Source organism: Enterobacter sp. 200527-13, assembly GCF_027924865.1.
Classification (GTDB): domain Bacteria; phylum Pseudomonadota; class Gammaproteobacteria; order Enterobacterales; family Enterobacteriaceae; genus Enterobacter; species Enterobacter ludwigii.
In genome coordinates this window covers 311,979-328,999 of the sequence record NZ_BSCM01000002.1, presented here as the reverse complement: position 1 = coordinate 328,999, position 17,021 = coordinate 311,979, and the positions used below count along the sequence as shown (strand labels likewise).

Here is a 17,021-nt window from a genome sequence, read left to right as displayed (position 1 = left end):
ATCATGAGTCAAACCACTTTGTATCCGGTTGTGATGGCAGGTGGCTCTGGTAGCCGGTTGTGGCCGCTGTCCCGCGTGCTCTATCCAAAACAGTTCCTCTGCCTGAAAGGGGAGCTCACCATGCTGCAGACGACGGTTAACCGCCTGCAGGGTGTGGAGTGTGAAAGCCCGGTGGTGATTTGTAACGAACAACACCGCTTTATTGTCGCCGAGCAGCTGCGTCAGCTGAACAAACTCACAGAAAATATCATTCTGGAGCCTGCCGGACGTAACACCGCCCCCGCGATTGCGCTGGCGGCGCTGGCGGCCAAACGCAGCAGCCCGGATTGCGATCCGCTGATGCTGGTTCTGGCGGCAGACCATGTTATTCAACAGGAAGAGTCGTTCCGCGAGGCGGTACGCGCGGCTATTCCTTACGCCGAAAACGGCAAACTGGTGACTTTCGGCATCGTGCCGGACCTTCCGGAAACCGGCTACGGGTATATTCGTCGTGGCAATGTGACCCCGGGCGAAGGCGACAGCGTAGCGTTTGACGTGGCGCAGTTTGTCGAAAAACCGAATCTGGAAACCGCGCAGGCGTATGTGGCCAGCGGTGAATATTACTGGAACAGCGGGATGTTCCTGTTCCGCGCTGGCCGTTACCTGGAAGAGCTGCGCAAATATCGCCCGGATATTCTGGACGCCTGCGAGAAAGCGATGGCGGTAGTGGATCCGGATCTCGATTTTATCCGTGTTGACGAAGCGTCTTTCCTCGCCTGCCCGGAAGAGTCAATTGACTATGCGGTAATGGAACGCACGGCCGATGCCGTTGTGGTACCGATGGATGCGGGCTGGAGTGATGTTGGCTCCTGGTCCTCCCTGTGGGAGATCAGCGCCCATACCCCGGAGGGTAACGTCCATCACGGTGATGTTATCAGCCACAAAACGGAAAACAGCTATGTCTACGCCGAGTCCGGTCTGGTGACCACAGTTGGCGTGAAGGATCTGGTGGTCGTACAGACGAAAGACGCCGTGCTGATTGCTGACCGTAATGCCGTGCAGGACGTTAAAAAAGTGGTGGAGAAGATCAAGGCCGATGGTCGCCATGAACACCATATCCACCGCGAGGTGTATCGTCCGTGGGGCAAATATGACTCCATCGATGCCGGTGAACGTTACCAGGTGAAACGCATCACCGTGAAACCGGGGGAGGGGCTGTCGGTACAGATGCACCACCACCGTGCCGAGCACTGGGTCGTGGTGGCGGGTACCGCCAAAGTCACGATTGATGGCGAAGTGAAACTGCTGGGCGAAAACGAGTCAATCTATATTCCGCTGGGGGCCACGCACTGTCTGGAAAACCCGGGGAAAATTCCTCTCGACTTAATTGAAGTGCGCTCCGGTTCGTACCTGGAAGAAGACGATATTGTTCGTTTCCAGGACCGTTACGGGCGGGTATAGCGCCGTCTCTAAAGCCGGATAGCGTTTCGCGCATCCGGCCTGCGAATGAATAAAAACAAATTTGCCTGTTAATCGGGCGGGCCAACTGTTGCCTGAAAAAGGGGTCATCATGGAAAAATTAACCTGTTTTAAAGCCTACGATATTCGCGGCAAGCTGGGCGAAGAGCTGAATGAAGACATTGCGTGGCGCATTGGCCGCGCATACGGCGAATATCTTAAGCCACAAACGATTGTCCTGGGCGGCGATGTGCGCCTGACCAGTGAGTCCCTGAAGCTGGCGCTGGCAAAAGGGCTGCAGGATGCGGGAGTAGACGTGCTGGATATCGGCTTGTCCGGCACCGAAGAGATTTACTTTGCCACCTTCCACCTCGGCGTGGACGGCGGTATCGAAGTGACGGCCAGCCATAACCCGATGGACTACAACGGTATGAAGCTGGTGCGCAAGGGCGCGCGTCCTATCAGCGGCGATACCGGTCTGCGTGACGTGCAGCGTCTCGCCGAAGCCAACGATTTCCCGCCGGTGAATGAAGCAAAACGCGGCAGCTATAAGCAGATCGACCTGCGTAAAGCGTACATCGACCACCTGCTGGGCTACATCAACGTTGCAAACCTGAAACCGCTGAAGCTGGTGATCAACTCCGGTAACGGCGCGGCCGGCCCGGTGGTGGATGCGCTCGAAGCCCGCTTTAAGGCCCTGAACGTGCCGGTAACCTTCGTTAAGGTCCATAACACGCCGGACGGCAACTTCCCGAACGGTATCCCGAACCCGCTGCTGCCGGAGTGCCGCGACGACACCCGTAACGCGGTCATCGAACACGGTGCCGATATGGGTATCGCCTTTGACGGCGATTTCGACCGCTGTTTCCTGTTCGACGAAAAAGGCCAGTTCATCGAAGGCTACTACATTGTCGGCCTGCTGGCGGAAGCGTTCCTTGAGAAGAACCCGGGCGCGAAGATCATTCACGATCCGCGTCTGTCCTGGAACACCGTGGATGTGGTGAACGCCGCGGGCGGCCAGCCGGTGATGTCCAAAACCGGTCATGCCTTCATCAAAGAGCGTATGCGCGAAGAAGACGCTATTTATGGCGGCGAGATGAGCGCCCACCACTATTTCCGTGATTTTGCCTACTGCGACAGCGGGATGATCCCGTGGCTGCTGGTGACCGAGCTGCTGTGTCTGAAAGGGCAGACCCTTGGCGAGCTGGTACGCGACCGCATGGCGGCCTTCCCGGCAAGTGGCGAAATCAACAGCAAACTGGCGCAGCCGGCCGAGGCCATTGCCCGCGTGGAGCAGCATTTTGCCCTCCATGCGCTGGAAATTGACCGTACCGACGGCATCAGCATGGCGTTCCCGCAGTGGCGTTTTAACCTGCGCTCTTCAAATACCGAGCCGGTGGTGCGCCTGAACGTGGAATCCCGCGCGGATACCGCGCTGATGGAAGCGCGAACGAAGGACATTCTGGCGCTGTTGAATCAGTAAATAGCTTTCCCTCTCACCCTGATGTGGGGTGAGGGGGCAGGTGTTGAACTAAAGGAACAACGATGACGAATCTAAAAAAACGCGAACGAGCGAGAACGAATGCATCGTTAATCTCCATGGTGCAGCGTTTTTCTGATATCACCATCATGGTCGGCGGATTATGGGTGGTGAGTTGGGTAAGCGGGCAATCCTTCTTCTACATGCATCTGCTCATGGCGCTGATTGCGCTGGTTGTGTTCCAGATGATCGGGGGGATGACCGACTTCTACCGTTCGTGGCGTGGTGTGAAAATGACCACCGAACTGATGCTGTTGCTGCAGAACTGGACATTAAGCCTGATCTTCAGTGCAGGTCTGGTGGCATTCAGCCATGATTTTGATAATCGCCTGGTGACGTATCTGTGCTGGTACCTGATTACCAGCGTCGGCATGGTCGTATGCCGCACCCTGATCCGTTTTGGTGCCGGCTGGCTGCGTAACCGCGGTTATAACCGTCGCTTTGTCGCCGTGGCGGGGGATTTGCCGGTAGGGAAGGTGCTTCTCGATAGCTTCCGCAAAGAGCCATGGTTAGGTTTTGAAGTGGTCGGGATTTATCACGACGCGAAGCCTGGCGGCGTGCCTTCAGACTGGGCCGGTAATTACGAACAGCTTATTGAGGACGCGAAAGCCGGCAAAATTCATAACGTCTACATCGCGATGCAGATGAAAGATGAATCCCGCATCAAGAAACTGATGCGTGAACTGGCCGATACCACCTGTTCGGTGATCCTGATCCCGGACGTCTTTACCTTTAACATCCTCCACTCCCGTATTGAAGAAGTGAACGGCGTGCCGGTCGTGCCGCTGTATGACACCCCGCTGTCGGGTATCAATCGCGTGCTCAAGCGCCTGGAAGATATCGTGCTCTCTTCACTGATCTTACTGCTGATCTCCCCGGTGCTGTGCTGCATTGCTCTGGCGGTGAAGCTGAGCTCCCCGGGCCCGGTTATCTTCCGTCAGACCCGCTACGGCATGGACGGTAAGCCCATCATGGTGTGGAAATTCCGCTCAATGAAGGTGATGGAGAACGATAAGGTCGTGACCCAGGCGACGCATAACGATCCACGTGTGACGCGGGTGGGGAACTTCCTGCGCCGTACCTCGCTGGATGAGCTGCCGCAGTTTATCAACGTCTTTACCGGTGGCATGTCGATTGTCGGACCCCGTCCCCATGCCGTGGCTCACAACGAACAGTACCGCTCGCTGATTGAAGGCTACATGTTGCGCCATAAAGTGAAGCCAGGCATTACCGGCTGGGCGCAGATCAACGGCTGGCGCGGCGAGACCGACACGCTGGAAAAAATGGAAAAACGCATCGAATTCGACCTGGAGTACATTCGTGAATGGAGCCTCTGGTTCGATATCAAGATCGTCTTTCTGACCATCTTCAAAGGTTTCGTGAACAAAGCGGCGTACTAAGATGAGCTTACGTGAAAAAACCATCAGCGGCGCCAAATGGTCAGCGATGGCGACCATTGTCATCATTGGCCTCGGCCTGGTGCAGATGACGGTGCTGGCGCGCATTATCGATAACCACCAGTTCGGTCTGCTGACCGTCTCGCTGGTGATTATCGCGCTGGCCGATACGTTGTCTGACTTCGGCATTGCTAACTCGATTATCCAGCGCAAAGAGATCAGCCATCTGGAATTGACCACGCTCTACTGGCTGAACGTTGGGCTGGGGGTGTTCGTTTTCGTGCTGGTGTTCCTGTTGAGCGATACCATCGCCAGCGTGCTGCACAACCCCGATCTGGCACCGCTGATGCGTACGCTCTCGTTTGCTTTTGTGGTGATCCCGCACGGGCAACAGTTCCGCGCGCTGATGCAGAAAGAGCTGGAATTCAACAAGATTGGGATGATCGAGACCAGCGCCGTTCTCGCAGGGTTTACCTTTACCGTGGTCAGCGCCCATTTCTGGCCGCTGGCCATGACCGCTATCCTCGGGTATCTGGTTAACTCTGCCGTGCGTACGCTGCTGTTCGGCTACTTTGGCCGCAAGATTTACCGTCCTGGGCTGCATTTCTCTCTCGCTTCGGTGTCATCCAACCTGCGTTTTGGCGCGTGGCTCACCGCCGACAGCATCATCAACTATGTCAACACCAACCTCTCCACGCTGGTGCTGGCACGCATCCTCGGGGCGAGCGTCGCAGGGGGGTACAACCTGGCATATAACGTCGCGGTAGTACCACCAATGAAGCTCAACCCGATTATCACCCGCGTACTGTTCCCGGCGTTCGCCAAAATTCAGGACGACACCGAGAAGCTGCGCGTCAATTTTTACAAGCTGCTCTCTGTGGTGGGCATTATCAATTTCCCGGTTTTGCTGGGGCTGATGGTGGTCTCGAGCAACTTCGTGCCGCTGGTGTTTGGCGAGAAGTGGAACAGCATTATCCCGATCCTGCAGCTGCTGTGCGTGGTGGGGCTGTTGCGATCCGTTGGCAACCCGATTGGCTCATTGCTGATGGCTAAAGCGCGGGTTGATATCAGCTTCAAATTCAACGTGTTTAAAACGTTCCTGTTTATTCCGGCGATTATCGTCGGTGGGCATATGGCCGGCGCCATTGGGGTCACGCTTGGTTTTCTGCTGGTGCAGATCATCAACACCGTTCTGAGCTACTTCGTGATGATCAAGCCGGTGCTGGGCTCCAGCTACCGGCAGTACATTCTGAGCCTGTGGCTGCCGTTTTATCTGTCACTGCCTACCCTTGTGGTGAGCTATGGACTGGGCATCGTGCTCACTGGCCATCTGCCGCTCGCGGCCATGCTGGCAATACAGGTCGCAGCAGGTGCACTGGCGTTTGGCGTGATGATTGTGCTGTCACGTAATGCGCTGGTGGTAGAGATGAAGCGCCAGTTTTGCCGTAACGAAAAAATGAAAACGCTGCTTCGCGCAGGCTAGTTATTTAAGAGGCCATTATGAAATTACTTATTCTTGGCAACCATACCTGCGGCAACCGTGGCGACAGCGCCATTCTGCGCGGTTTATTGGATGCGATTAACACCCTTAAGCCTGAGACTGAAGTGGACGTGATGAGCCGTTATCCGGTCAGCTCTTCCTGGTTATTGAACCGCCCGGTAATGGGCGACCCGCTCTACAGCCAGATGAAGCAGCACAACAACGCCGCCGGCGTGATGGGACGCGTGAAGAAAGTTCTGCGCCGTCGCTATCAGCACCAGGTGTTGCTGTCCCGTGTAACTGATACCGGCAAGCTGCGTAACATCGCCATTGCTCAGGGCTTCACGGATTTCGTTCGACTGCTGTCGGGCTACGACGCCATTATTCAGGTCGGCGGATCGTTCTTCGTCGATCTTTACGGTGTGCCGCAGTTTGAGCACGCACTTTGCACATTCATGGCGAAAAAACCGCTGTTTATGATTGGTCACAGCGTCGGGCCGTTCCAGGATCCGCAGTTTAACCAGCTGGCAAACTATGTCTTTGGCCACTGCGATGCCCTGATCCTGCGTGAGTCGGTAAGCCTCGATATGATGAAACGCAGCGAGATTGACACCTCTAAAGTGGAACACGGGGTGGACACCGCCTGGCTGGTGGATCATCAGGACGACAGTTTCCAGGCGAGCTACGCAGTGCAGCACTGGCTGGACGTGGCGGGGAAACAGAAAACGGTCGCCATCACCCTGCGCGAACTTGCACCGTTTGATAAACGTTTAGGCACCACCCAGGCGGCGTATGAGAAAGCGTTTGCTGACGTGGTTAACCGTGTGCTGGACAGCGGATACCAGGTGCTGGCGCTTTCAACCTGTACCGGCATCGACAGCTATAACAAAGATGACCGCATGGTGGCGCTGAACCTGCGCAACCTGGTAAACGATCCGTCCCGTTATCACGTGGTGATGGACGAACTGAACGACCTCGAGATGGGCAAATTGCTCTCAGCCTGTGACCTCACCGTGGGCACGCGTCTGCACTCGGCGATCATTTCGATGAACTTTGGCACGCCGGCCATTGCGATTAACTACGAGCACAAGTCAGCCGGCATTATGCAGCAGCTTGGCATGCCTGAAATGGCCGTTGATATTCGTCATCTGCTGGATGGTTCGCTTGGCGCGATGGTGGGCGATACCCTGGGGCAACTGCCTGCCATCAATGAACGCCTGGCCGTCGCGGTGAAAGCCGAGCGCGAGAAGGGAATTGGGATGGTGAAATCGGTGCTCGACCGCGTCCGGGAGGGGAAATGAAGGTTGGTTTCTTCTTACTGAAATTTCCGCTGTCGTCTGAAACTTTTGTGCTGAACCAAATCACCGCGTTTATCGATATGGGATACGACGTGGAGATCATCGCCCTGCAAAAGGGCGATACACAAAATACCCATGCGGCGTATACGCAGTATGGACTGGAGGCGAAAACCCGCTGGCTGCAGGACGAGCCCTCAGGAAGAGTAAATAAGCTGCGCCACCGGGCCAGCCAGACCTTACGCGGGATCCATCGTGCGTCGACCTGGCGCGCGCTGAATGTTTCCCGCTATGGCGCGGAATCTCGCAACCTGATCCTGTCCGCCATTTGTGGTCAAACGGCGCAGCCGTACCGCGCCGATGTATTTATTGCTCACTTTGGCCCGGCGGGCGTGACCGCCGCCAAACTGCGTGAGCTGGGGGTGATTGACGGTAAGATTGCGACCATCTTCCACGGTATCGACATCTCCAGCCGCGAAGTATTGAACCACTACACGCCGGAGTATCAGCAGCTTTTCCGCCGTGGCGACATGATGCTGCCCATCAGCGACCTGTGGGCCGGGCGTCTGAAAAACATGGGCTGTCCGCAGGAAAAAATCACCGTTTCGCGTATGGGCGTGGATTTAGAGCGCTTTACCCGCCGCCCGGTCAAGGTGCCGGGAAAACCGCTGCAGATTATCTCTGTGGCGCGTCTGACGGAGAAAAAAGGTCTGCACGTGGCCATCGAAGCCTGCCGCCAGCTGCGAGCGCGCGGTGTGGATTTCCGCTATCGCATTCTCGGTATTGGCCCGTGGGAGCGTCGTCTGCGCACGCTTATCGAACAGTATCAGCTGGAAGATTACGTGGAGATGCCAGGTTTTAAGCCAAGCCACGAGGTGAAGGCCATGCTGGATGAGGCGGATGTATTCCTGCTGCCTTCCGTGACCGGCGCTGATGGCGATATGGAGGGGATCCCGGTTGCGTTAATGGAGGCGATGGCCGTCGGTATTCCGGTGGTGTCGACCCTGCACAGCGGGATCCCGGAGTTAATCAAGTCTGATTACTCCGGCTGGCTGGTACCGGAGAATAATGCGATGGCCCTTGCGGATCGTTTAGCCGAATTTAGCGGCATCGACCAACAGGCGCTGGAGCCCGTTATCCACAACGCCCGACAAAAAGTTGAAGCAGATTTTAACCAGCAGGTGATTAATCGCCAGTTAGCGAGCCTGCTGCAAACGTTGTAACGCCGAGGTTGTATGCTGAAAAAGATTACCCGACGCACCTTTGTCTCTTCTTTATCCGTCCTGGCGGCTACGCCGCTGCTGTCGTCCCGCATTGCGCGGGCGGCAACCGGAAAGACGGTCTCTGTTAACCAGTACAACAACAACGACTGGATCGCCGCCTTTAAGCAGGCATTTAACGAAGGCGACACCGTTGTTGTCCCTGCCGGGCTCACCTGTAAAAACATCAATACGGGCATTTACATTCCTGACGGTAAAACGCTGTTGATCCGCGGTGCGTTAACGGGAAATGGTCGCGGACGCTTCGTGCTGCAGGAAGGCAGTAAAGTGATTGGTGAAGGTGACGGCCGCACGGAGAACATTACGCTGGACATTCGCGGTTCAGACTGTGTGATCAAAGGGCTGGCAATGAGCGGCTTTGGACCGGTGACGCAGATCTACATTGGCGGCAAAAAGCCGCGCGTCATGCGCAACCTGCTGATTGATAACATCAGCGTAAGCCAGGCGAACTACGCCATCCTGCGCCAGGGATTCCATAATCAGATAGATGGCGCGCGCATCACCAACAGTAAATTCAGCCATCTCCAGGGCGACGCGATTGAGTGGAACGTCGCCATTAATGACCGTAACATCCTGATCTCCGATCATGTGATTGACAACATTAACTGTACAAACGGCAAGATCAACTGGGGCATCGGCATTGGTCTCGCCGGCAGCACCTACGACAACGATTATCCGGAAAAGCAAACCGTGAAGAACTTCGTGGTGGCAAATATCACCGGCAGCAACTGTCGTCAGTTAGTCCACGTCGAAAACGGTAAGCACTTTATTATTCGCAATATTAAGGCCAAGAATATCACTCCTGACTTCAGCAAGAAGGCGGGAATAGACAACGCCACGGTAGCCATTTATGGCTGTGATAATTTCATAATTGATAATGTCGATATGGTCAATAGTGCCGGCATGCTGATCGGCTACGGTGTAATAAAGGGCGACTATCTCTCGATACCTCAGAACTTTAAGCTGAACGACATTCGCCTGGATAATCGCCAGCTTGCGTACAAACTGCGCGGAATACAAATTTCCTCCGGCAACGCCACCTCCTTTGTGGCCATCACCAACGTTGAGATGCAGCGGGCTACGCTTGAGTTGCACAACAAACCGCAGCACCTCTTCTTGCGTAATATCAACGTGATGCAGGAAGCTGCCGTCGGCCCGGCGCTGAAGATGAATTTCGACCTGCGTAAGGATGTCCGAGGCAAGTTTATGGCTAAAGATGAGACCTTACTGTCGCTGGCGAACATCAAGGCTGTGAATGAGAAAGGGCAGAGCTCCGTGGATATTGACCGCGTGGACCAGCAGGTGGTGAATACGGAGCGGCTGAATTTTGCGCTCCCGCACAGATAATCGACAATTGTCTTTTTTTGCGACTATTCCTGGCACAGAAACGCGATCTATTCAGATTACAACTACTGTTTTTTGTGATGTGGTCCCCTAACATCATATAAGAATCACGGCAAATCATGCTGGCGAAAACAGGTTAAAGAGCTATAATTCGTCAACCATTTTAAGGTGGAAGAAATAATGATTAATTTGAAAGCAGTCATTCCGGTAGCAGGCCTGGGCATGCATATGTTGCCAGCCACAAAAGCCATTCCTAAAGAGATGCTGCCGATTGTCGACAAACCGATGATTCAATACATTGTCGATGAAATTGTTGCTGCAGGGATCAAAGAAATCGTCCTGGTTACGCACTCCTCCAAGAATGCGGTAGAAAACCACTTCGACACCTCTTACGAACTCGAAGCGTTGCTTGAGCAGCGCGTAAAACGCCAGCTGCTGGCTGAAGTGCAGTCTATCTGTCCTCCTGGCGTAACCATCATGAACGTGCGTCAGGCGCAGCCGCTGGGTCTGGGCCACTCCATTCTTTGCGCACGCCCGGTCGTGGGTGACAACCCGTTCATCGTTGTACTGCCGGATATCATTATCGACAGCGCATCTGCCGATCCGCTGCGTTACAACCTGGCGGCAATGGTGGCACGCTTCAACGAAACGGGCCGTAGCCAGGTACTTGCTAAGCGCATGAAAGGCGATCTCTCTGAGTACTCTGTTATCCAGACTAAAGAAGCGCTAGAGACGGAAGGGCAGGTGAGCCGTATCGTTGAGTTTATCGAGAAACCGGATCAGCCGCAGACGCTGGATTCTGACCTGATGGCCGTTGGCCGTTATGTCCTGAACGCGGATATCTGGGCCGAGCTGGAAAAAACCGAACCAGGCGCCTGGGACCGTATCCAGTTGACCGATGCGATTGCCGAGCTGGCGAAAAAGCAGTCTGTTGACGCGATGCTGATGACCGGTGAGAGCTACGACTGTGGTAAGAAACTGGGCTATATGCAGGCATTTGTGAAGTATGGCCTGCGTAACCTGAAGGAAGGTCAGAAGTTCAGAAGCCGGATTGAGAAGTTGCTGGCTAACGACTGATTCCTCTCTGACTTTTGAATAAGCGGCAGTTATCATTTGGCTATGTAAAACATAACCAAAATGGTGACTGCCGTTTTTTGTTATTAATTATAATGATAACATGGGGTTATCTGATTCAAATGTGGACTGATTTGTAACGATTTGTGCTTGTTTCTAAGACCATTTAGGATGACAATTAACGCCAGTTTTTGTCTGAGATCAGACCATAAAATCATTTTTTCAACATTCGCTCAGTGCACTGGTAGCTGTTAAGCCAGGGGCGGTAGCGTGCATAATTCCTGAACTCTATATTAAGAATAGGGTTCAGAGCGCCAATATCTCGACATATCCAACAGACGGAATAGATAACGTGAAAATTCTTGTGACGGGCGGTGCCGGTTTTATCGGTTCAGCGGTTGTGCGGCATATTATTAAAAATACCCAAGATGAAGTCGTCAATGTGGATAAACTGACATATGCAGGTAACCTGGAGTCACTCACCGACGTCAATGGTAGCGATCGTTATGTCTTTGAACATGCAGATATTTGCGATAAAGCGGCCATGGATCGCATTTTCGCCGAGCACAAACCGAATGCGGTGATGCACCTTGCGGCAGAGAGTCACGTTGACCGATCTATTACCGGCCCCGCTGCGTTTATTGAGACCAACATTGTGGGTACCTATGTTCTTCTGGAAGCCGCGCGAGCTTACTGGTTGACGCTGGATGACGCGGCCAAAGCGGCGTTTCGTTTCCACCACATCTCTACGGATGAAGTGTACGGCGATTTGCCGCATCCTGATGAACATCCTGCGTCTGCTGAGCTGCCGCTGTTTACCGAAACCACAGCCTATGCACCAAGCAGCCCGTATTCCGCCTCTAAGGCGTCCAGCGATCACCTCGTACGCGCATGGCTGCGTACGTACGGTTTCCCAACAATCGTGACCAACTGCTCAAATAATTATGGCCCGTATCACTTCCCTGAAAAGCTGATCCCGTTGGTGATTTTGAATGCGCTGGACGGTAAAGCGCTGCCAATTTACGGCAAAGGCGACCAGATCCGTGACTGGCTGTATGTTGAAGACCATGCTCGTGCGCTGTACACCGTTGTAACCCAGGGTAAACCGGGTGAAACTTATAACATCGGTGGGCATAACGAAAAGCAGAATCTGGATGTGGTACACACCATTTGCGATCTGCTGGATGAAATCGTGCCGAAAGAAGGTTCCTATCGCGATCAAATTACTTACGTCGCTGACCGCCCCGGGCATGACCGCCGCTACGCGATTGATGCGCATAAAATTGGTGTTGAGCTGGGATGGAAGCCTGAAGAGACGTTCGAAAGCGGTATCCGTAAGACCGTGGAATGGTATCTGAGCAACCAGGACTGGGTTAACAACGTTAAAAGCGGTGCTTACAAGACCTGGATCGAACAGAATTACGGAGAACGTCAATAATGAACATTCTTCTGTTCGGCAAGACAGGGCAGGTGGGTTGGGAACTCCAGCGCGCACTCGCACCGTTAGGAAACGTGATTGCACTGGATGTGAAGTCGGAAGAGTACTGTGGTGATTTTAGTAACCCTGAAGGCATCGCTGAAACCGTCCGTGTAATTAAGCCTGACGTCATCGTCAATGCAGCGGCGCATACCGCAGTCGATAAAGCTGAATCAGAGCAGGAATTCGCACAGCTGCTCAACGCAACCAGCGTCGAGGCAATTGCGAAAGAAGCGGCTAAAATCGGTGCCTGGGTTGTACACTATTCTACGGATTACGTCTTTCCAGGCGATGGCGAAACGCCATGGCGCGAAACGGATGCGACCGCACCTCTTAATGTGTATGGACAGACCAAGCTCGACGGTGAAAAAGCGCTCCAGGCACATTGCGCTAAACACCTGATTTTCCGCACAAGTTGGGTTTACGCCGGCAAAGGCAATAACTTTGCAAAAACAATGCTTCGCCTGGCTAAAGCGCGTAAAGAACTCTCCGTAATCAATGATCAGGTTGGTGCGCCAACAGGCGCTGAGTTACTGGCTGACTGTACCGCGCATGCTATCCGTGTGGCCATGGTAAAACCTGAAGTGGCTGGCCTCTATCATCTCGTTGCATCAGACACGACCACCTGGTATGACTATGCCGCGTTAGTCTTCGATGAAGCCAGAAAGGCGGGAATTGAACTGGAAATTGAAAAGCTCAATGCCGTTCCTACCACCGCGTATCCTACGCCTGCGCGTCGTCCTCAGAATTCGCGTTTAAATACAGAGAAATTCCAGCGCAACTTTGGCCTGGTTTTACCGGCATGGGATGTTGGCGTTAAGCGAATGCTCACCGAGCTTTTTTCCGCTGAATCAATCTAATATTAAATAATTGCCCGGCTTCGGGCAATTTGCATTTATAGAGAAATTACAATGGCTACGCGTAAAGGTATTATTCTTGCTGGTGGATCCGGCACTCGTCTCTACCCAGTTACTATGGCAGTGAGCAAGCAATTGCTGCCAATTTATGACAAACCAATGATTTACTATCCGCTGTCAACGCTGATGTTGGCAGGGATCAAAGATATTCTCATCATCAGTACGCCGCAGGATACCCCGCGCTTTTCACAACTTCTGGGCGACGGCAGCCAGTGGGGATTGAACCTTCAGTATAAAGTCCAGCCAAGTCCTGATGGACTGGCACAGGCCTTTATTATTGGCGAAGAGTTCATCGGTGACGACAGCTGTGCGCTGGTGCTGGGCGATAATATTTTCTATGGTCATGACCTGCCAAAACAGCTGGAAGCCGCAGTTGATAAAGGCGAAGGTGCTACGGTATTTGCTTATCATGTTAATGACCCTGAGCGTTATGGTGTGGTGGAATTTGACAAAGATGGCACTGCTATCAGCCTGGAAGAAAAGCCACTGGAGCCGAAGAGCAACTATGCCGTAACAGGGCTTTACTTCTACGATAACGATGTAGTGGAAATGGCGAAGAACTTGAAGCCTTCAGCGCGCGGTGAGCTGGAAATTACCGATATCAACCGAATTTATCTGGAGCAGGGGCGTCTGTCTGTTGCGATGATGGGGCGTGGCTATGCGTGGCTGGATACAGGAACACACCAAAGCCTGATCGAGGCGAGCAACTTTATTGCCACAATTGAAGAGCGTCAAGGTTTAAAAGTTTCTTGTCCGGAAGAAATTGCTTTCCGAAAAGGTTTTATCGATGCGGAGCAGGTCAAAAAACTTGCAGAACCACTGAAAAAGAATGCTTATGGTCAATATCTGCTCAAAATGATTAAAGGTTACTAATTAATGAATGTGGTAAAAACTGATATTCCCGATGTAATGATTTTTGAGCCGAAAGTATTTGGTGACGAACGCGGTTTTTTCTTTGAAAGCTTTAGCCAAAAAATTTTCGAGGAAGCAGTTGGGCGAAAAATTGAATTTGTACAGGATAACCATTCGAAATCGTGCAAAGGCGTTTTGCGTGGACTGCACTATCAGTTAGAACCGCATGCGCAAGGTAAATTGGTTCGCTGTGTTGCGGGGGAAGTATTTGATGTCGCAGTGGATATTCGTAAAGCCTCCCCTACTTTTGGCAAATGGGTAGGAGTAAATCTTTCTGCTGAAAACAAAAGACAATTGTGGATCCCTGAAGGATTTGCGCATGGTTTTTTAGTATTAAGTGATTCTGCTGAGTTTGTTTATAAAACTACAAATTATTATGCACCGAAGTATGAGGCTGGAATAATTTGGAATGATAAAAGTATAAATATTGAATGGCCATCAATTGATGTTATTTTATCTGAGAAAGATAAACAAAACTCGCAGTTTCAAAAAGCTATTGGAGTAAAATAAAAATGATCGATATTTTAAAGTTAATCGGTAGAAATAAAGCATTGCTCGATACTGATGTTGTTAATCATGAGAACGAACTGAGAAAGATTGTTTCAGCTTCAAAGTTTCTGGTGCTTGGTGGAGCAGGGTCGATAGGTCAGGCGGTAACTAAAGAAATATTTAAAAGAAATCCTAAAAAGTTACATGTTGTTGATATCAGTGAGAATAATTTAGTTGAACTTGTACGTGATATCCGGAGTTCATTTGGATATATCAATGGGGATTTTAAAACCTTTGCTTTAGATATTGGTTCTATCGAATATGATGCATTCATTAAAGCTGATGGTAAATATGATTATGTTTTAAACTTATCTGCTTTGAAACATGTTCGTAGTGAAAAAGACCCTTACACGTTAATGCGTATGATAGATGTTAATGTGTTTAATACTGAGAAAACAATCATTCAATCTCATTTACACGGAGCTAAAAAATATTTCTGCGTCTCAACGGATAAGGCCGCAAATCCCGTCAATATGATGGGGGGCTCTAAACGCATCATGGAAATGTTTTTAATGGAACAAAGTAAGAATATAAATATTTCAACGGCTCGATTTGCGAATGTGGCCTTTTCCGATGGTTCATTATTGCATGGTTTTAATCAGAGGATACAGAAAAGACAACCAATTGTAGCGCCTAATGATATTAAACGTTATTTTGTCACTCCGCAGGAATCAGGTGAATTATGCTTGATGTCATGTATATTTGGAGAGAATGGGGATATATTTTTCCCAAAACTAAGTGAAGAATTAGATTTGATAACTTTTTCAGAAATAGCAGTATTGTATTTACAACAATTAGGTTTGAAACCATATTTATGTAACACAGAGGAAGAAGCCAGAGACTTTGCAAAAAATAATATCGGCAAAGATTTTTGGCCGTGTTTATTCACTCCTAGTGATACGACAGGTGAAAAAGATTTCGAAGAATTTTTCATGGCTAATGAAACTGTCGATATGAATAAATATAATAATATTGGCATTGTTAAAAATTCATCTTCTCTTGACACTAAAAAAATCCAGAATTTCCGTAAAAAGATTCATGATATGAAAAAAGATTTATCCTGGACTAAAGATGAAATCGTTTCTTTGTTTCACGAGACTATTAGTGGTTTCGGACATCAAGAAAAAGGCAAATATTTAGATGGCAAAATGTAAAGGTTGAAACATGAACGCTGATATCCTGGTAACTTTTATTAGAGATCTGTATAAAACGGATGATTTCATTCCTCTCCATGTGCCAACATTTAAGGGAAATGAAAAGGCATATGTTGCAGATACAATTGAATCAAGTTTTGTTTCTAGCGTTGGGAAGTATGTGGATGAGTTCGAAAGAAAAATCGAATCTTACACAAAAAGCCCTAGGGCAGTAGCAACTGTAAATGGTACCGCTGCGCTACATGCGGCACTCTATCTTTCCGGAGTGCAGCGTGGTGATTTAATCATTACACAAGCATTAACTTTTGTTGCAACATGCAATGCGATATATCATTTAGGTGCAGAGCCTGTTTTCATCGATATATCACCTATCAGCATGGGCCTTTGTCCAATAGCAATGAATAATTGGCTTGATGAAAATGCTGAGCGCACAGAATTAGGGGCTATTCACCGTAAAACGGGTAAGAAAATTAGAGCGGCAGTGCCTATGCATACATTTGGTCATCCTGTTGAATTGGATGAATTACTTCAAGTATGCCAAAAGTGGGGGATTGCTTTGATAGAGGATGCAGCAGAAAGCCTTGGTTCTTTTTACAAAGGAAAACATACTGGCACGATCGGTAAGTATGGATGCCTAAGTTTCAATGGTAACAAAATTATAACTACCGGTGGCGGTGGCATGATCTTATGTCACTCAGAGGAAGAAGGTAAAAGAACTAAACATGTAACCACAACGGCGAAGATACCACATCCCTACGAATTCAATCATGATGAGCCAGGGTTTAATTATCGTATGCCAAATATTAATGCTGCTCTTGGTTGCGCACAAATAGAAAATATTAACTTGTTCTTGTCTCAAAAAAGAGAACTTGCGAAGAAATATCAAGAGTTTTTTGCTAATAGTGAATTAAAATTTGTTTCTGAACCTGAATATGCACGCTCTAATTATTGGCTAAATGCTGTTGTATGCGACACAAAAGAAACCAGAGATAGACTGCTTATTGATATGAATCAAAATGGAATAATGATTAGACCAGTGTGGAAATTAATGCATCGTTTACCGATGTATAATGGATACATTCGTGACGATTTGAAACAATCTGAAATCATCGAAGAAAGGTTAATAAATCTTCCAAGTACACCTATTAATAGTTTGTAGGAAAGT

General features: G+C 50.5%; 14 protein-coding genes. All 14 read left to right on the top strand.

Features of this window, described 5'->3' with window-relative positions:
* Positions 1-3 precede the first annotated feature (3 nt).
* The 14 genes from cpsB to QMG44_RS10775 all read left to right on the top strand — a co-directional run bounded on the left by cpsB (position 4) and on the right by QMG44_RS10775 (position 17,015).
* Positions 4-1,440: a mannose-1-phosphate guanyltransferase gene (cpsB, locus tag QMG44_RS10840; RefSeq protein WP_014170815.1), complete on the top strand. Its 1,437-nt coding sequence runs from the start codon at positions 4-6 to the stop codon at positions 1,438-1,440.
* A 109-nt stretch (positions 1,441-1,549) separates the two neighbouring features.
* Positions 1,550-2,920, top strand: a complete 1,371-nt coding sequence (gene cpsG / locus QMG44_RS10835) for a colanic acid biosynthesis phosphomannomutase CpsG (RefSeq protein ID WP_032680630.1) — start codon at positions 1,550-1,552, stop codon at positions 2,918-2,920.
* 62 nt (positions 2,921-2,982) lie between these two features.
* Positions 2,983-4,377 carry an undecaprenyl-phosphate glucose phosphotransferase gene (gene wcaJ / locus QMG44_RS10830; protein ID WP_281853080.1) on the top strand — a complete coding sequence of 465 codons (1,395 nt, stop codon included), beginning with the start codon at positions 2,983-2,985 and terminating at the stop codon, positions 4,375-4,377.
* 1 nt (position 4,378) lies between these two features.
* Positions 4,379-5,857: a colanic acid undecaprenyl disphosphate flippase WzxC gene (gene wzxC / locus QMG44_RS10825; protein WP_025203689.1), complete on the top strand. Its 1,479-nt coding sequence runs from the start codon at positions 4,379-4,381 to the stop codon at positions 5,855-5,857.
* A 17-nt stretch (positions 5,858-5,874) separates the two neighbouring features.
* Positions 5,875-7,155 carry a colanic acid biosynthesis pyruvyl transferase WcaK gene (gene wcaK, locus QMG44_RS10820; protein WP_032678527.1) on the top strand — a complete coding sequence of 427 codons (1,281 nt, stop codon included), beginning with the start codon at positions 5,875-5,877 and terminating at the stop codon, positions 7,153-7,155.
* Positions 7,152-8,372: a colanic acid biosynthesis glycosyltransferase WcaL gene (gene wcaL, locus QMG44_RS10815; RefSeq protein ID WP_014170810.1), complete on the top strand. Its 1,221-nt coding sequence runs from the start codon at positions 7,152-7,154 to the stop codon at positions 8,370-8,372. Before wcaK ends, wcaL begins: the two co-directional genes overlap by 4 nt.
* A 12-nt stretch (positions 8,373-8,384) precedes the next feature.
* Positions 8,385-9,776, top strand: a complete 1,392-nt coding sequence (gene wcaM, locus QMG44_RS10810) for a colanic acid biosynthesis protein WcaM (protein WP_014170809.1) — start codon at positions 8,385-8,387, stop codon at positions 9,774-9,776.
* A 177-nt stretch (positions 9,777-9,953) separates the two neighbouring features.
* Positions 9,954-10,850 carry a GalU regulator GalF gene (galF, locus tag QMG44_RS10805; RefSeq protein WP_086532311.1) on the top strand — a complete coding sequence of 299 codons (897 nt, stop codon included), beginning with the start codon at positions 9,954-9,956 and terminating at the stop codon, positions 10,848-10,850.
* A gap of 349 nt (positions 10,851-11,199) precedes the next feature.
* Complete coding sequence (gene rfbB / locus QMG44_RS10800) at positions 11,200-12,285, top strand: dTDP-glucose 4,6-dehydratase (RefSeq protein WP_020883270.1); 1,086 nt, start codon at positions 11,200-11,202, stop codon at positions 12,283-12,285.
* Entirely contained in the window at positions 12,285-13,184 is a 900-nt protein-coding gene (gene rfbD, locus QMG44_RS10795; protein WP_020883271.1) for a dTDP-4-dehydrorhamnose reductase, read from the top strand. The genes rfbB and rfbD overlap by 1 nt, the downstream gene beginning before the upstream one ends.
* 51 nt (positions 13,185-13,235) lie before the next feature.
* Positions 13,236-14,114, top strand: a complete 879-nt coding sequence (rfbA, locus tag QMG44_RS10790; RefSeq protein WP_020883272.1) for a glucose-1-phosphate thymidylyltransferase RfbA — start codon at positions 13,236-13,238, stop codon at positions 14,112-14,114.
* 3 nt (positions 14,115-14,117) lie between these two features.
* Complete coding sequence (rfbC, locus tag QMG44_RS10785) at positions 14,118-14,663, top strand: dTDP-4-dehydrorhamnose 3,5-epimerase (protein WP_086532312.1); 546 nt, start codon at positions 14,118-14,120, stop codon at positions 14,661-14,663.
* A 2-nt stretch (positions 14,664-14,665) separates the two neighbouring features.
* The gene (locus QMG44_RS10780) at positions 14,666-15,856 is read left to right on the top strand and encodes a UDP-N-acetylglucosamine 4,6-dehydratase (protein WP_020883274.1); all 1,191 of its coding nucleotides are present in this window, start codon (positions 14,666-14,668) and stop codon (positions 15,854-15,856) included.
* Between the two features lie 10 nt (positions 15,857-15,866).
* The gene (locus QMG44_RS10775) at positions 15,867-17,015 is read left to right on the top strand and encodes a LegC family aminotransferase (RefSeq protein ID WP_020883275.1); all 1,149 of its coding nucleotides are present in this window, start codon (positions 15,867-15,869) and stop codon (positions 17,013-17,015) included.
* Positions 17,016-17,021: the final 6 nt, after the last annotated feature.

Excerpts from the sequence above, each read along its gene's own strand:
- rfbA (WP_020883272.1), top strand. The coding sequence starts at position 13,236 with ATGGCTACGCGTAAAGGTATTATTCTTGCTGGTGGATCCGGCACTCGT.
- wcaK (WP_032678527.1), top strand. The coding sequence starts at position 5,875 with ATGAAATTACTTATTCTTGGCAACCATACCTGCGGCAACCGTGGCGAC.
- QMG44_RS10780 (WP_020883274.1), top strand. The coding sequence starts at position 14,666 with ATGATCGATATTTTAAAGTTAATCGGTAGAAATAAAGCATTGCTCGAT.
- rfbD (WP_020883271.1), top strand. The coding sequence starts at position 12,285 with ATGAACATTCTTCTGTTCGGCAAGACAGGGCAGGTGGGTTGGGAACTC.
- wzxC (WP_025203689.1), top strand. The coding sequence starts at position 4,379 with ATGAGCTTACGTGAAAAAACCATCAGCGGCGCCAAATGGTCAGCGATG.
- wcaM (WP_014170809.1), top strand. The coding sequence starts at position 8,385 with ATGCTGAAAAAGATTACCCGACGCACCTTTGTCTCTTCTTTATCCGTC.
- wcaL (WP_014170810.1), top strand. The coding sequence starts at position 7,152 with ATGAAGGTTGGTTTCTTCTTACTGAAATTTCCGCTGTCGTCTGAAACT.
- wcaJ (WP_281853080.1), top strand. The coding sequence starts at position 2,983 with ATGACGAATCTAAAAAAACGCGAACGAGCGAGAACGAATGCATCGTTA.
- cpsG (WP_032680630.1), top strand. The coding sequence starts at position 1,550 with ATGGAAAAATTAACCTGTTTTAAAGCCTACGATATTCGCGGCAAGCTG.
- cpsB (WP_014170815.1), top strand. The coding sequence starts at position 4 with ATGAGTCAAACCACTTTGTATCCGGTTGTGATGGCAGGTGGCTCTGGT.
- QMG44_RS10775 (WP_020883275.1), top strand. The coding sequence starts at position 15,867 with ATGAACGCTGATATCCTGGTAACTTTTATTAGAGATCTGTATAAAACG.
- galF (WP_086532311.1), top strand. The coding sequence starts at position 9,954 with ATGATTAATTTGAAAGCAGTCATTCCGGTAGCAGGCCTGGGCATGCAT.
- rfbC (WP_086532312.1), top strand. The coding sequence starts at position 14,118 with ATGAATGTGGTAAAAACTGATATTCCCGATGTAATGATTTTTGAGCCG.